This window comes from Mumia quercus (assembly GCF_025506335.1).
Lineage (GTDB): Bacteria > Actinomycetota > Actinomycetes > Propionibacteriales > Nocardioidaceae > Mumia > Mumia quercus.
On the sequence record NZ_JANZYO010000001.1, the window covers coordinates 561,231 to 574,966 of the forward strand.

General features: G+C 71.9%; 13 protein-coding genes and 1 tRNA gene. 8 read left to right on the forward strand and 6 right to left on the reverse strand.

Going from position 1 to position 13,736, the window contains the following annotated elements:
* Nucleotides 1-19 precede the first annotated feature (19 nt).
* Nucleotides 20-964, forward strand: a complete 945-nt coding sequence (locus NYZ95_RS02700) for a hypothetical protein (protein ID WP_262848435.1) — start codon at nt 20-22, stop codon at nt 962-964.
* On the opposite strand, the gene NYZ95_RS02705 is transcribed toward NYZ95_RS02700, so the two are convergent.
* The 3 genes from NYZ95_RS02705 to NYZ95_RS02715 form a co-directional block, all read right to left on the reverse strand.
* On the reverse strand, nt 925-2,541 hold the full coding sequence (locus NYZ95_RS02705) for a glycoside hydrolase family 13 protein (protein WP_262848436.1): 1,617 nt from the start codon (nt 2,539-2,541) through the stop codon (nt 925-927). The genes NYZ95_RS02700 and NYZ95_RS02705 overlap by 40 nt on opposite strands.
* Before the next feature lie 93 nt (nt 2,542-2,634).
* Nucleotides 2,635-3,360, reverse strand: a complete 726-nt coding sequence (locus tag NYZ95_RS02710; RefSeq protein ID WP_262848438.1) for a hypothetical protein — start codon at nt 3,358-3,360, stop codon at nt 2,635-2,637.
* A 42-nt stretch (nt 3,361-3,402) separates the two neighbouring features.
* On the reverse strand, nt 3,403-4,749 hold the full coding sequence (locus NYZ95_RS02715) for a cryptochrome/photolyase family protein (protein WP_262848439.1): 1,347 nt from the start codon (nt 4,747-4,749) through the stop codon (nt 3,403-3,405).
* Nucleotides 4,750-4,804: 55 nt separating this feature from the next.
* On the opposite strand from NYZ95_RS02715, the gene NYZ95_RS02720 reads away from it, so the two are divergent.
* The 3 genes from NYZ95_RS02720 to NYZ95_RS02730 all read left to right on the forward strand — a co-directional run bounded on the left by NYZ95_RS02720 (nt 4,805) and on the right by NYZ95_RS02730 (nt 8,604).
* Nucleotides 4,805-5,506, forward strand: a complete 702-nt coding sequence (locus NYZ95_RS02720; protein WP_262848440.1) for an iron-dependent transcriptional repressor DtxR — start codon at nt 4,805-4,807, stop codon at nt 5,504-5,506.
* A 114-nt stretch (nt 5,507-5,620) separates the two neighbouring features.
* Nucleotides 5,621-7,999: a putative bifunctional diguanylate cyclase/phosphodiesterase gene (locus NYZ95_RS02725; RefSeq protein ID WP_262848441.1), complete on the forward strand. Its 2,379-nt coding sequence runs from the start codon at nt 5,621-5,623 to the stop codon at nt 7,997-7,999.
* 53 nt (nt 8,000-8,052) lie between these two features.
* The gene (locus NYZ95_RS02730) at nt 8,053-8,604 is read left to right on the forward strand and encodes a PGPGW domain-containing protein (protein WP_262848443.1); all 552 of its coding nucleotides are present in this window, start codon (nt 8,053-8,055) and stop codon (nt 8,602-8,604) included.
* A gap of 30 nt (nt 8,605-8,634) precedes the next feature.
* Here NYZ95_RS02730 and NYZ95_RS02735 read toward each other — a convergent pair whose 3' ends face one another.
* Nucleotides 8,635-8,979 carry a hypothetical protein gene (locus NYZ95_RS02735; RefSeq protein ID WP_262848444.1) on the reverse strand — a complete coding sequence of 115 codons (345 nt, stop codon included), beginning with the start codon at nt 8,977-8,979 and terminating at the stop codon, nt 8,635-8,637.
* A 21-nt stretch (nt 8,980-9,000) separates the two neighbouring features.
* On the opposite strand from NYZ95_RS02735, the gene NYZ95_RS02740 reads away from it, so the two are divergent.
* The gene (locus tag NYZ95_RS02740; RefSeq protein ID WP_262848445.1) at nt 9,001-9,567 is read left to right on the forward strand and encodes a protein-L-isoaspartate O-methyltransferase family protein; all 567 of its coding nucleotides are present in this window, start codon (nt 9,001-9,003) and stop codon (nt 9,565-9,567) included.
* Nucleotides 9,568-9,591: 24 nt separating this feature from the next.
* Nucleotides 9,592-9,664, forward strand: a tRNA-Arg gene (locus NYZ95_RS02745).
* A 2-nt stretch (nt 9,665-9,666) separates the two neighbouring features.
* Here the strand turns inward: NYZ95_RS02745 and NYZ95_RS02750 are convergent.
* Together NYZ95_RS02750 and NYZ95_RS02755 are read right to left on the reverse strand one after the other, a co-directional pair.
* Complete coding sequence (locus tag NYZ95_RS02750) at nt 9,667-9,933, reverse strand: GNAT family N-acetyltransferase (protein ID WP_262848446.1); 267 nt, start codon at nt 9,931-9,933, stop codon at nt 9,667-9,669.
* 229 nt (nt 9,934-10,162) lie between these two features.
* The gene (locus NYZ95_RS02755; protein ID WP_262848447.1) at nt 10,163-11,197 is read right to left on the reverse strand and encodes an LLM class flavin-dependent oxidoreductase; all 1,035 of its coding nucleotides are present in this window, start codon (nt 11,195-11,197) and stop codon (nt 10,163-10,165) included.
* A 144-nt stretch (nt 11,198-11,341) separates the two neighbouring features.
* Here NYZ95_RS02755 and NYZ95_RS02760 point away from each other — a divergent pair, with 144 nt between their 5' ends.
* Both NYZ95_RS02760 and NYZ95_RS02765 read left to right on the forward strand, forming a co-directional pair.
* The gene (locus tag NYZ95_RS02760) at nt 11,342-12,709 is read left to right on the forward strand and encodes a hemolysin family protein (RefSeq protein ID WP_262848448.1); all 1,368 of its coding nucleotides are present in this window, start codon (nt 11,342-11,344) and stop codon (nt 12,707-12,709) included.
* Entirely contained in the window at nt 12,706-13,728 is a 1,023-nt protein-coding gene (locus NYZ95_RS02765; protein ID WP_262848449.1) for a CNNM domain-containing protein, read from the forward strand. The genes NYZ95_RS02760 and NYZ95_RS02765 overlap by 4 nt, the downstream gene beginning before the upstream one ends.
* Nucleotides 13,729-13,736 lie beyond the last annotated feature (8 nt).

Here is a 13,736-nt window from a genome sequence, read left to right on the forward strand (position 1 = left end):
TGCGCACGGGCGTGACGCGATGACCGAGTCCCAGCCGCGGCTGCCGCTCGCCCACGTGATCGCCCACGACGGCTCCGTCCAGGCCCAGCGCGCGTTCGAGCAGGTGGGCTCGCTGACCGAGGAGACGATCCTCGTGTTCCGCGAGGAGGCCCGCCCGCCCGCCGTGACCGCGGAGCCCGCCGTGTCGGGCTCGCCCGTGCCCACCTTGACCGTGGACCGCATCATGCGGATCGCGCGCGCCAGCGGCGCCGCGTTCGTCACGATCCCATCCTCGCTGTTCTCCGCCGAGCGCGTGCTCCTCTCCGCCATCGACGCGGTGGCCCGTCTCACGACGGACGCGTGGCCGGCGGTGACCGTCCAGGTGCTGCGCGGTATCCCCGACGCCCCCCGCCGCAACGTGCTGGTCGTGGCCAGCCACGGACACAGCTCGGGCGCCCTGCTGCTCGTCGCGACGGTGGCCGCGCTCCTCAACGGAGCGACCCTGACCAAGCTCGTCGTCGGCGGCGGCTCCAGGGACGAACGCGTCGAGGCGAGCGTGCGTCGTGCCGACGCCGATCTCGCGGCAGAGCTGCGCGTCCGCTACGACCTCCCGGTGCGCTACCTGAGGCTTCCGCGACGTGTCGACTCGCTGTCGCTCGAACGTGTCGTCTCACGGCTCGACGCCGACCTCGTCGTCACGGGGATGGGGAGGATGGCGCCCGGGCTGTCGTACCGCGACCTCTCGCGCGAGGGCCGACGCAAGCTCCTGTCAGGACCGCTGCGGGTCGAGCACGCCGTCCTGCGTTCCACTCCCGCCGACGCGATCCTCGTGATCGACGGAGCACGGCTGCGTCGGCGGCCCCGGCGCGTGGGAGAGGACGAGGGCCTGGGGTGGTTCTTCGTCGGGGACCTCGGCCGGCTCGACGAGGTGCTCCGCGAGCAGCGTCAGGACTGGAACCAGGCTGCCGAGTTCGGCAGCAGGTGACCGGTGCTCTCCGCCAGCGCGGCGGAGAGCACGAGCGGCGTGCCCAGGTCACCGACCGGCACGTCCTCCGTCCCGCAGTTGACGACGCAGGTCACCCCGGGAGCGCCGTCGACACCGTCTCGGCGGAACGCGACCACGTCGGCACCGCGGTCCAGCATGTGGAACTCGTGGGACAGGCCGGGCACGACCTCTCGCCGGCGGGCGAGCGCGAAGCGGAGGAAGGCGAGCGTCGAGTACGGGTCACGGCTCTGGCGCTCGACGGTGTAGTCGGCGAACCAGGCCGGCTGAGGCAACCAGGTGCGCACCGGCTCGGCCGTCTCGGGAGAGAACCCGAACGGCGGCGCGTCGCCCGACCACGGCAGCGGAATGCGGCACCCGTCGCGTCCGACCCCGCCTCCACGCAGCCAGGTCGGGTCCTGCCGGTCCTCGGGGGCGACCTCGACCTGCGGGAGCCCGAGCTCCTCGCCCTGGTACACGTACGCCGCCCCGGGGAGCGCCAGCATCGCGAGCATCGACGCCTTGGCGCGCGACAGCCCGAGGTCGCCGCCGCCGTAGTGGGTCACCGTACGGACCACGTCGTGGTTCGACAGGACCCAGGTCGGACTCGCGCCGACCGGGCCCACCGCCGCGTACGTCGCGGCGATCACGTCGCGCAGTGCCGGGGCGGAGAACGGCGTCGACAGCCAGTGGAAGTTGAAGACCTGGCTCATCTCGTCCGGCCGGACGTAGCGCGCCATCGACTCCGGGGTCCCCACCCACGCCTCGCCGATCATCATCCGGTCGCCCGGGTAGGAGTCGAGCACCTGGCGCCACCGTCGGTAGACGTCGTGCACACCCGGCTGGTCCCAGTACGGTCGGTCCCACTGCGACATGGTGTCGTCGAGAGTCTCGCCTGCCGCGGTCATGCCTTCGACGTCGGGCAACCCCGACTCCTTGAAGAGTCCGTGCGCCACGTCGACCCGGAAGCCGTCCACGCCACGGTCCAGCCAGAAGCGCAGGACCGACTCGAACTCGTCGCCCACGTCGGGGTCGTCCCAGTTGAGGTCGGGTTGCTCGGGGTCGAAGAGGTGCAGGTACCACTGCCCGTCGGCGACGCGCGTCCACGCCGGCCCGCCGAAGAGCGACTGCCAGTTGTTCGGCGGCTGCACCCCGTCCGGCCCGCGTCCGTCGCGGAAGAGGTACCGCTTGCGGGCTGCGCTCCCCGGCCCGTCGGCGAGCGCCGCGACGAACCACGGGTGTGCGGACGAGGTGTGGTTGGGGACGAGGTCGACGATGACCCGCAGGTTGCGCGCGTGCGCGCCCGCGAGCATCTCGTCGAAGTCCGCGAGCGTCCCGAAGCGGGGGTCGACGTCGCGGTAGTCGGCGACGTCGTAGCCGTGGTCGGCCTGCGGCGAGGTGTAGAAGGGCGTCAGCCACAGGGCGTCGACGTTGAGGCTCTCGAGGTAGTCCAGACGAGCCGTGACGCCCCGCAGGTCGCCGACGCCGTCACCGTCGGCGTCGGCGAACGAGCGGACGTAGATCTCGTAGCAGACCGCGTCGCGCCACCACGGTGTCGTGCGGGTCGGATCTGGTGCCACGAGTACGTCCTCCAGGTGTCCAGGTCTCGATCGAGGGTGCGCCGCGCTGCGAGCCGCTCTCAGTCTAGGGAGAAGGCCGCAACGTGCCGCGCGTCAGCGGAAGGCGGCGATGTCGATCGCGATCCAGGTCTGCTCGGCACGCGCGACGAGCGTCCCGTCCCGCTCGTACAGCGCGGTGCCGGTGCGGTGCTTGCGACCGTCCACGCCACGCAACGTCCCGACGACGACGTACTCGCGCTCGGCGACCGGCGCGCTCAGCACCTGTCCGGTCATCCGGCCGAGCACCATCGGCGTCGCGTCGATGTGGGCCGACCAGCCGCCCGGGCAGTCGATCGCGGCCCAGGTCACCTCCGGCGCCAGCTGACCGTCGGCCCCGCCGAACGCCGCGTGGGGCGTCCAGGTCGCCGCCACCGTGTCGGGGTGGTCGGCGTCGTCGACCGGGCCGGTGAAGACCAGGAGCCCGTCGCCGGGTGCCCGCGCCGTGCCGCAGGTGAAGCAGTGGGGGAACGGGTGCTCGACCCGACCCGCGTACGCCTCGTACCCCTTGCGGGCGAGCGTCTCCCCGACGAAGGGTGCAGGGTCCACGTCGAAGGCTCCCGCCTGCGACTCGCCGACGACCGTGCCACCGTCGGCCAGCACCGCCCGGCCGTCCTCGACCGTCAGCGAGAGCGGGACCTCCAGCGGCGGCGGCACCCGCAGCGTGGAGGTCACGATGGCACCGGGTGCGGCGAGGGGGGAGGCGACGACGCCGGCCACGTAGCCGCCGTTGCCGGAGCGGTCCGGGCCGTTGAACCGGGACGCGATCGTCGTGGTCGTCATGGCCCCACGTTCTCACGCGCGCGGGCGGCGTCGGCCGCGGTGTCACCGGATCGCTGCGTAGCGGCGCAGCGCCTCCGCCCGCTCCTCTGCGTGGTCGACCAGAGGCGCCGGGTAGGTGACGGGTGGCTCCTCCATGTGCCACGGCTCGTGGACCCAGCGCGTGGGGACCTCGGCGAGCTCGGGGACCCACCGGCGGACGTAGGTGCCCTCGGGATCGAACGTCTTGCCCTGGGTGACGGGGTTGAAGACCCGGAAGTACGGCGCCGCGTCCGTGCCGCAGCCGGCCACCCACTGCCACCCGTGCTGGTTCGAGGCGAGGTCGAAGTCCACGAGATGGGTGGCGAAGTGCCGCGCGCCGTGCTGCCACTCCAGGTGCAGGTCCTTGACGAGGAAGCTGGCGACGACCATCCGGACGCGGTTGTGCATCCACCCCTGCGCGAGCAGCTGGCGCATCCCGGCGTCCACGAACGGGAAGCCCGTCCGTCCCTCCTTCCACGCCTGGAGGTCGCCGCCCGGCTGGTCATAGGCCATCGCGGCGAAGCCGGGCACCAGGTAGTCCCACGCGGAGTCCGGCCGCTGGTCGAGCACGTCGGCGTAGAACTCCCGGAAGGCGAGCTCGCGCCGGTACGCCTCGGCGCCCGCGCCGTCCCTGAGCTCGGCCAGCAGGGTGCGCGGGTGGATCTCGCCCCACCGCAGGTGGACCGACATCCGCGAGGTGCGGTCCTCGCCGGGAACGTCGCGCGCCGTCGCGTACTCCTCGAGGTCGTGCTCGGCGAACGCCCGCCATCTCCGCAGCGCCGCCGCCTCACCGGGCTGCGGGAGCGCGAGCCCGTCCGGCGCGACGACCTCCGGGATGCGGCGCGACGGCCCGCCTGGCGGCAGCCAGGGCACCTCGCGGACGCCGGGAGCAGGTGCGCGCCACCCGTGCTCGCGCCACGCCGCGTAGTACGGGGTGAAGACGCGGTAGCGTCCGCCGTCGCCCTTCGCGACCCGCCCCGGTGCGACCGCGTAGGGCGACCCGGTCCGGACCAGCGTCGCGCCGTGCTCGGCGAGGGCGTCGGCCACCGCGGCGTCGCGGCGTCGGGCGTACGGGGTGTGCTCGGCCGCGACGTGGACGCTCGATGCCCCGGCCCGGCGGGCCACGCGGGCGACCTCGACCGCCGGATCCCCCTCGACGACGTGCAGACCGGCCTCGCCGAGCCGCCCGGAGAGGTCGCGCAGAGAGCCGGCGAGGTAGGCACGGCGGGCCGGACCGGCGATCTCCCACAGCCGCGGGTCGAGGACGAAGAGGGGGACGACGCCCCGAGGCCCGGCGGCGACCGCCTCCCGCAGGGCGGGGTTGTCACGCAGGCGCAGGTCGCGCCGGAACCACATCACCGAGGTCGGCATCTGCCCATCTTCACGGGGGGCCGGCCTGTCTGCCCGATCTGGAACAATAGGTGCCGTGAGCGACCTGATCGACACCACCGAGATGTACCTGCGGACCATCTACGAGCTCGAAGAAGAAGGCATCGTTCCTCTGCGCGCGCGCATCGCCGAGCGTCTTCACCAGAGCGGTCCGACGGTGAGCCAGACGGTCGCCCGGATGGAGCGTGACGGTCTGCTCACCGTCGAGGGCGACCGCCACCTCGAGCTCTCCGACCAGGGGCGCGCTCTGGCCACTCGCGTCATGCGCAAGCACCGGCTGGCCGAGCGGCTCCTCACCGACGTGATCGGTCTGGAGATCGAGTACGTCCACGAGGAGGCGTGCCGCTGGGAGCACGTCATCTCCGAGCAGGTCGAGCGCAAGCTCGTCGCGCTCCTCGAGCACCCCACCGAGTCGCCGTACGGTACGCCGATCCCAGGCCTGGGTGAGCTCGGTGACACCGACGAGGTCGCCGAGGCGTTCCTGGGCGACGGCGTGATGCACCTCACCGCCGCGCTGGCGGGCAACGGCGACGCGTCGCGCCTGGTGGTCCGTCGCATCGGCGAGGAGCTCCAGAAGGACACGACGGCGATGTCGGTGCTGCGCCGCGTCGGCGTCCTGCCCGGCAACGACGTCCTCGTCTCGCCTGCGCCCGACGGCGGCGTCGTCGTGGCCCGCGGCGGCGAGACGGCCGAGATCGATCCCGAGGCCGCGTCTCACATCTTCGTCGAGAGGCCGTGACCTGGCCTGGCGCGCCGAGCCGGACAAGTCCGTGCCGGGACGCGTAGCGGCTGGTTGGATGGTGTCGATGCGTCGGCGGTGACGCCGGCGGGTGCGACCACAGGGGGACCGTCGATGAACCGAGCGCCGCGGCTGACGCGTTCGCTCCTCACCGGCGTGGTCGTCGTGGCTGCCTGCGTCGTCGCCGCGGTCGCGGTGGTCGCCGTCCTCGCGCGCGGGTGGAGCATCGAGCCGTGGTGGCTGCTCAGCCTTCCCGCGATCGTCCTGGCGAGCGCAGCACCGCTCTACCTCGACCGGTACGACGACTGGCTCGTCGTCGGCACCGAGTCCTGCGTGCTGCTCTTCCTGTCGCTGACCGTCGACTGGCCGCAGGCGCTCCTGCTGTGGACCGGAGGCGTCGTCCTGGCGCAGGTGCTGGGGTTCCCTCGTAGCCGCAGGGTCTTCGACTCGGCGCTGTCGATCGTGTGCGGCGGTATCGCCGTCGCCGTCGTGGCGGCGCTCGACACCGGGACCTTCGGGTACGGCGAGGTGCTCACGCTCCTGCTCGCCTTCACGCTGGCCTTCGTCGTCGACATCGTGGCGTCGGTGCTGTGGGTGCACGACCTCTCGATGCCTCCCGGCGGTGCCCTCGCCTCGCGCACGTACGAGGTGCTCACGCTCTACGCCGTCTTCGTCGGCGTGAACGCGATGGGCTACGTGTGCGTGCTGCTCTACCGCACGGAGTCGCCGTGGACCCTGCTCGCGGTGGTCCCCGCGCTCGCGATCGTGTTCGTCGCCGTGACCGGCCTGACCCGCGAGCGGGAGACGGCGCGCCGCCTCAACGTGCTGTTCGAGACGGCCGGCGCGCTGCACTCGGCGTCCACCGAGGCGCAGGTGCTCACCGCACTCGACCTCGGCGTCCGCCAGCTCGGCAAGACCCCGGGCTCGGGGCTGCGCGCGGAGCTGCCGCACTCGGCAGACCTTCGCCGGCTGTTCATCTCCGGCGACGACGTCTTCTGGCTGGTGATCCAGACGACGACCAAGGACGGCCCGCCTCGCAGCACGCTCGGATGGGCTGAGGCGCTGGAGTCGATCGCTCAGCAGGCAGAGGAGGCCTTGTCCCGGATGCGGATGAACAGAGACCTGGTGGCCAACGCGCAGCGCGACCCTCTGACGAAGCTCAGCAACCGGTCCGTCTTCCTCGAGACGGTGGCCGCTGAGCTGGCGACCGTCGGCGCCGCCGGCCGCGAGGCCGCACGCAGGTGCGCCGTCCTCTTCTGCGACCTCGACGGCTTCAAGCGGGTGAACGACCAGTTCGGGCACGCCGCCGGCGACGGGGCTCTGATCGAGGTGGCGACGCGGCTGTCGTCCGAGCTGCCGCCCGACGTCCACCTCGCACGGCTGGGTGGGGACGAGTTCGCGATCCTCGTCTGCGGGGAGGGGGGCGAGCTGGGCATCGAGGCCGAGGCGCAGGAGGTCGCCGAGTCGGTGCGCGAGATCGTCGCGCGTCCGCTGCTCGTCGACTCGCGCTCGATCGACATCACCGTCAGCGTCGGGGTGGCCACGGCAGCAGCGCCCACCGTGGTGACGGGCTCGCTGGTCGACGCGGCTGCCGACCTCCTGCGCAACGCCGACATCGCGATGTACGCCGCAAAGCGTGCAGGAAGGGACAGGGTCGTGGTCTACAGTGCGGCGATGGGGGTCGAGCGGGTGCGCTCGCTCGAGCTGGTCGACAGGCTCCGGCGGGCGATCGACGAGCGTCGGCTGCGGGTCGTCTACCAGCCGATCGTCTCCGCGGTCGACCAGAGCCTGCTCGCCATCGAGGCGCTCGCACGCTGGACCGAGGACGGGGAGGTCATCTCGCCAGCAGAGTTCATCCCGCTGGCCGAGGAAGCGGACCTCATCGAGTCGATCGGGACGCTCGTCCTCGAGCAGGTCTGCCACGACCGTCCGCAGCTGGACCGCGCGCTCGCACCCGACACGGCGATCGCCGTGAACCTCTCGGCGCCCCAGCTAGGGTCCTCCGCGTTCGTCGCGGCGGTCGAGCACGCCGTCGAGTCGCTGGCGCCGCACCCGCTGACCCTCGAGATCACCGAGACCGGCTGGATCAGCGAGGACCTCATGGCCTCAGGCGTGATGGAGCGGCTGCTCGCGCGCGGGGTCAGCTTCGCGGTCGACGACTTCGGGGTCGGCTTCTCCTCGCTCGAGCGACTCCGGCGCCTCCCGGTCCAGCTCCTCAAGTTCGACCGCTTCTTCTCCCAGGAGATCGACACCGAGCCCCAGAGCGCGGCCGTGCTCGCGTCGATGCTAGAGATGGCGGCGGCACTGCACCTCAAGACCGTCGTCGAGGGCATCGAGCGCCAGTCGCAGGTCGAAGCGGTCCGGGCGAACGCGCCGGGCGACGGTGCCGAGCTGGCCTTCCAGGGCTACTACTTCGGAGGGCCGATGAGCCCCGCGACCCTCGTACGATGGGTGGCCCAACGCTCGCGGACGGCGTCGCTGCGGCGCCGGTGAGGCGCGGGACTCGTACGGGCGGGGGATTTCGAGGCGTTTGGCATGCTGGGGGAATGGGGCGGTCACGAGTGAAGAGCGGACTCCGCGGATTCCTGTCCTGGCTGCGTCTGACCGGTCTCGAGCTGGTCGGGTGGCTGCTCGTCGTCGCCGGCATCGCGGCCCTGGTGCTCCCAGGCCCGGGCCTGCTCATGATGGTCGCCGGCCTCGCGATCCTGTCCAACCGCTACGAGTGGGCGAACCGCCGTGTGGAGCCCATCAAGGCGAGGGCGTTCGACGCCGCGCGCTACGGGGTGGCGACCTGGCCGCGCATCATGCTGAGCGTGCTCGGTGCGTTCTCGGTGATGACGATGGGTGTCATCTGGTGGATCGGCCCGAAGGTCCCCGAGATCGGCCCCTTCGGTGACGAGCTCCCCTTCAACGGGTGGGCGACAGGTCTCAGCATGATGCTGTCGTCGCTCATCGCGCTCGGGCTCGTGGTCTACAGCGTGAAACGGTTCCGCTACGAGGAGGACGACCAGCCCTTCGACGTGATCGACGACGAGCTGGTCGACGCGCTCTCAGACGCGGAAGGGGAGCCGGAGCCCGGCCCCACCGACCGCGTCTGAGCGCGGGCAAGCTGCTCGTACGAGGATGGGTCAGCGCCAGAGGACGGCGATGAAGACGTTCAGGACGGCGAGACCGCCGACGGCGTGGGCCATCCAGACGGGCGCGCGGTCGCCCTTGCGCGTCGCGACGACAGCGAGGACGGTCACGGCGAGGGCCACGACGAGCTTGACGCCGATCTTGGTGTGGTCGACCGGCAGGTCGTCCATCTCACGGACGCCGACGAGGAGGATCCCGGTGACGAGCGCGGTGGCGGCTGCGTGCCACACGCCCTTCGCGATCGGGACCGGCGTCCGCAGGCGCGAGGCCCATGCGCCGATCACGAAAGCCCAGGCGAGCATGTGGAAGACCAGCAGGACGAGACGCAGCGTTTCCATGGGTCGAAGATACTGGGGAGCATGGGGGACGCGGTCACCGAGGTGATGTCCGACGTGCGGCGGGAGGAGTTCCTGCCCGACGACCAGAAGGCGCTGGCCGACCTGGACGGTCCGCTGCCGATCGGGTGGGGGCAGACCAGCTCGCAGCCCCGCACGGTCGAGGCGATGCTGCGTCTGCTCGACGTCGTGACCGGCATGCGTGTGCTCGACGTGGGCGCGGGCTCAGGGTGGACGACGGCGCTCCTGGCACGCCTGGTCGGCCCCGCCGGCGAGGTCGTCGGCGTGGAGGTGGTGCCCGAGCTGCGTGAGCGCGCTGCTCGTACGCTCGAGCGGCTGGGGGTGGCTCAGGCGCGAGTCGAGCTCGCGGGGGAGACCCTCGGCTGGCCGGAGGGGGCTCCCTACGACCGCATCCTCGTGTCGGCGCAGGCGCGCTCGCTCCCGACCCCGCTCGTCGACCAGCTGGCGCCCGGCGGGGTCCTCGTCGTCCCGGTCCGCGGGAAGATGACGCGGGTGGTGCGCGACGCCGACGGCGAGGCGCGCGCCAGCGAGCACGGGTCGTACCGTTTCGTGCCGTTGATCGGCTGGTGAGGGTGCCCGATAGTCTTGCCGTGCGCCCCCGTAGCTCAGGGGATAGAGCACCGCTCTCCTAAAGCGGGTGTCGCTGGTTCGAATCCAGCCGGGGGCACGTCAGGCGCGCGGCAGCGGCCGGTACATCACGTGCAGGCCCACGAGCCCGTGCACGGCGTGGTCGAACGCCTCGGGGACGGTGCCGACTACCTCGAACCCGAGGCTCCGCCAGAGGCGTACCGCAGCGGTGTTGGTCTCGACGACCGCGTTGAACTGGACGCCTCGGTAGCCCTCGCGGGTCGCCCACGCGAGCATGTCCTCGCCGAGCATCCGCCCGACGCCGCCGCGCCGACCTGCGGGGGCGACCATGAAGCTCGCCGTCGCCACGTGAGCACCGCGGCCGGGCCGGTTCGGCCCCATCTTCGCCGAGCCGAGGACGTTCCGTCGCTGTCGACGACGACGGTCGTACGCCCGGGAGGCTGCTCCATCCAGAGCGCACGAGCCGAGGGGGCGTCCAGGTCGAGCGGGTACGCGTACGAGTCGCCCGCCGCCACGATCTCGGCGAAGAACGGCCAGATCTTGTCCCAGTCGGCGTCGGAGGCGTCGCGGATCTGCATCAGGCCATCATGTCGTGCACCAGCGGGGCGACCTGCGTCCCGTACAGCTCGATGCACCGCATCAGCTGGTCGTGACGCATCGCGCCGTTGGCGTACTTCATGTCGAAGCGGCTCACACCGAGCGCGGCGGCGTTGCGCGCGATCTTGCGCGCGACCGTCTCCGGCGAGCCCACGTAGAGCGCGCCCTCGGGCCCGGCCGCCTGGAGGAACTCGTTGCGGGTCGCGGGCGGCCAGCCGCGCTCGCTGCCGATCTGGTTGCGCTGCGCCATCCAGTGGTCGTACAGCTCCTCGCGGGCCTGCTCGTCGGTCTCGGCGACGTAGCCGGGGGAGTGCATCCCGACCGGCAGGGGCTCCGCCCCGTCCTTCTCGAGGTTCTCGCGGTAGAAGTCCGCGTACGGCACGAACTGCAGCGGCGGGCCGCCGATGATCGCGAGCATCATCGGGAGCCGGTAGTGGACCGCGCGCAGGACGGACTGCGGCGTCCCGCCGACCCCGATCCAGGTCGTGAGGCGTCCTGACTCGGTCGGCGGGTAGACCGGCTGGTCCTTCAGCGGCGGTCGCGTCGTGCCGGACCACGTCACCGGCTGCTCGTCCAGGAGGGCGACGAAGAGGTCGAGCTTCTCGTTGAACAGCACCTCGTAGTCGCCCAGGTCGAACCCGAAGAGCCCGAAGGACTCGGTGAACGAGCCCCGGCCGAGGATCACCTCCGCCCGGCCGTGCGACAGCGCGTCGAGCGTCGCGAACCGCTCGTACACGCGGATCGGGTCGTCGGAGCTCAGCACGGTCACCGCCGAGCCGAGCCGGATGCGTTCGGTCTTGCCCGCAAGGGTGGCGAGCACGACGTCGGGAGCCGTGATCGAGAAGTCGGCGCGATGGTGCTCGCCGAGGCCGAGGAAGGCCAGCCCCACCTCGTCCGCGAGCACGCCCTGCTCGACCACCTGCCGCAGCACCTCGGGTGCGGGGACCGGTTGCCCGTCCGCATCCGCGCTGATGTCACCGAACGTGTCGTGGCCGAGCTCGAGAGGTGTGATCACGACCACGACGGTATCGGGGGAACCAACAGGGGGCGCAATGCGTTGCACCGGACAAGGCCTACCCCCTACCCGAGTGAGAGACATGAGCTCAGGCAGTACGAACCCCCTTCCGGCGTGTCCACCGGGAGGGGGTGAGGGGACATGGTGACGGCGTTGTCCCTGCTGGCGGGCGTGGTCGTGGTCCTCGCGATCACGGCGTTGACGGCGTACTTCGTGGCCCAGGAGTTCGCGTACATGTCGGTCGACCGGTCGGCGCTGCGTGCGCAGGCGGCCGAGGGATCTCCCGCCGCCGAGCGGGCGCTGGGCGTGACCCGTCGCACCTCGTTCATGCTCTCCGGTGCCCAGCTGGGCATCACCGTCACGGGGCTGCTCGTCGGCTACGTGGCCGAGCCTCTCATCGGCGAGGCCGTCGGCGACATGCTCGGCGGCGTCGACGTGCCGCGCGGTGTCGGGATCGCCATCGGGACCGTGATCGCCCTGGTGTTCTCGACGTTCGTCCAGATGCTGTTCGGCGAGCTGTTCCCTAAGAACCTCGCGATCGCCCGTCCGCAGCCCCTGGCACTGGCGCTGGCGCGGTCGACGTCGCTCTACCTCACGGTGTTCGGCTGGCTCATCACCGTCTTCGACCACGCCTCCAACCTGCTGCTGCGCGCGCTGCGCATCGAGCCCGTGCACGACGTCGAGCACGCCGCGACGGCGCGCGACCTCGAGCACATCGTCGCCGACTCGCGCGAGTCCGGCGACCTGCCGCCCCACCTGTCGGTCCTGCTCGACCGCATCCTCGACTTCCCGAACCGTGACGTCGAGCACGCGATGATCCCGCGGGCCCGGGTGGACACCCTCGACCCGTCGGAGCCGTTGTCGCAGGTCCGCGCCAGGATGAGCCGCGGCCACTCCCGCTACCCCGTCCTGGGCGAGCGCGACGAGGTGGTGGGTGTCGTCCACCTCCAAGACGTGCTCGAGCTCGGCCGCGCTGACGACGGTGCGACGGCCGGGTCGCTCATGCGTCCGCCGCTCGTCCTCCCCACGGCGATGCCGCTGCCGTCGGCGCTCGCCGCGATGAGCGAGGAGCGCCAGCAGCTCGCCTGCGTCCTCGACGAGTACGGAGGCTTCGTCGGCGTGCTCACGTCGGAGGACCTCGCCGAGGAGCTCGTCGGTGAGATCGACGACGAGCACGACGCCGTCGACGTGTTCGCGGAGACCGTCGAGGACGGCACGTGGGTCACGGCCGGCGGTCTGCCGATCGACGAGCTCTCCCGACTGATCGACCACGTCGTCCCCGAGGGTGACTTCGAGACGGTCGCGGGTCTCGCGATCGCCTACCACCAGGCGTTCCCGGCGGCAGGGGACGAGATCGACGTCGAGCTGCCCCCGGATCCCGGTGAGCTCGCCCTCGACGACGACCCGCCCCGCTCCACGCTGCGCGTGACGGTGCTCGAGGTCGAGCGTCACGTCCCGTCCCGACTGCGCGTGCAGGTGCTCGCGCCCCACCAGCCGGAGGCCGACCGATGAGCAACCCCTGGGTCGTCGTGATCGCCACCGTCGCGATCATCGCGCTGAGCGCGTTCTTCGTCGCCGTCGAGTTCGCGCTGCTCGCGGCCAAGCGGCACCGTCTCGAGGACGCGGCCGCGACCAGCCGCTCGGCACGCGCCGCGCTGCGCAGCTCCAGCGAGCTGACGGTCGTCCTCGCAGGCTCGCAGCTCGGCATCACCGCCTGCACCCTCGCGCTCGGCGCCATCACCAAGCCCGCGGTGCACCACGCGCTCACCCCCTGGCTGGAGTCGTGGGGGATGCCGCTGTGGACCGCCGACGTCGCGTCGTTCGTGCTCGCGCTCATCGTCGTCACGTTCCTGCACCTCGTGGTCGGCGAGATGGCCCCGAAGTCGTGGGCGATCGCGCACCCCGAGCGCTCGGCCATCGCCCTGGCGATCCCGATGCGTGCCTTCATGACGGTCTTCCGTCCCGCCCTGCTGGGCCTCAACGCGCTGGCCAACCGGTGCGTGCGTGCGATCGGTGTCGAGCCGGTCGACGAGGCCGCCTCGGGGCAGGATCCCCGAGCGTTGCGCCAGCTCGTCGAGCACTCCGCCAACGTCGGAGCGCTCGACGCCTCGTACTCGGCTCAGTTCTCGGGTGCGCTGGATCTCGAGACGGCGACGCTGGGCGACCTGATCCGCGACGCCGCGACGCCCACCGCCGTCCGTCCGGGCTCTCGCGTCGCCGACGTCCAGGCCGCGAGCCGCCGCTCCGGCCACCTCCGCGTCCTGGTCGGCAGCGGGCGCGACCTCCACGCCGTCGTCCACGTGCGCGACACGCTCGACCTGCCGGCCGACGCGCCGATCGCGGCAGTGACGCGGCCCGCGTTCGCGCTCGGTGCGAGCACGCTCCTCTCGGAGGCGCTCGCTGTCATGCGGGAGACCCGCAACCACCTCGTCGTCGTCACCGGCGACGACGGGCGGGTGGACGGCGTGGTCACGCTCGCCGACGTCCTGCGCACCCTCTCGCCGGCGGTCGCAGGAAGCGCCTCCGCCTAGAGCGGGCG

Coding starts and splice junctions, on each gene's coding strand:
- NYZ95_RS02730 (WP_262848443.1), top strand. CDS start 8,053: ATGGGGCGGTCACGAGTGAAGAGCGGACTCCGCGGATTCCTGTCCTGG.
- NYZ95_RS02700 (WP_262848435.1), top strand. CDS start 20: ATGACCGAGTCCCAGCCGCGGCTGCCGCTCGCCCACGTGATCGCCCAC.
- NYZ95_RS02710 (WP_262848438.1), bottom strand. CDS start 3,360: ATGACGACCACGACGATCGCGTCCCGGTTCAACGGCCCGGACCGCTCC.
- NYZ95_RS02765 (WP_262848449.1), top strand. CDS start 12,706: ATGAGCAACCCCTGGGTCGTCGTGATCGCCACCGTCGCGATCATCGCG.
- NYZ95_RS02715 (WP_262848439.1), bottom strand. CDS start 4,749: ATGCCGACCTCGGTGATGTGGTTCCGGCGCGACCTGCGCCTGCGTGAC.
- NYZ95_RS02725 (WP_262848441.1), top strand. CDS start 5,621: ATGAACCGAGCGCCGCGGCTGACGCGTTCGCTCCTCACCGGCGTGGTC.
- NYZ95_RS02740 (WP_262848445.1), top strand. CDS start 9,001: ATGGGGGACGCGGTCACCGAGGTGATGTCCGACGTGCGGCGGGAGGAG.
- NYZ95_RS02735 (WP_262848444.1), bottom strand. CDS start 8,979: ATGGAAACGCTGCGTCTCGTCCTGCTGGTCTTCCACATGCTCGCCTGG.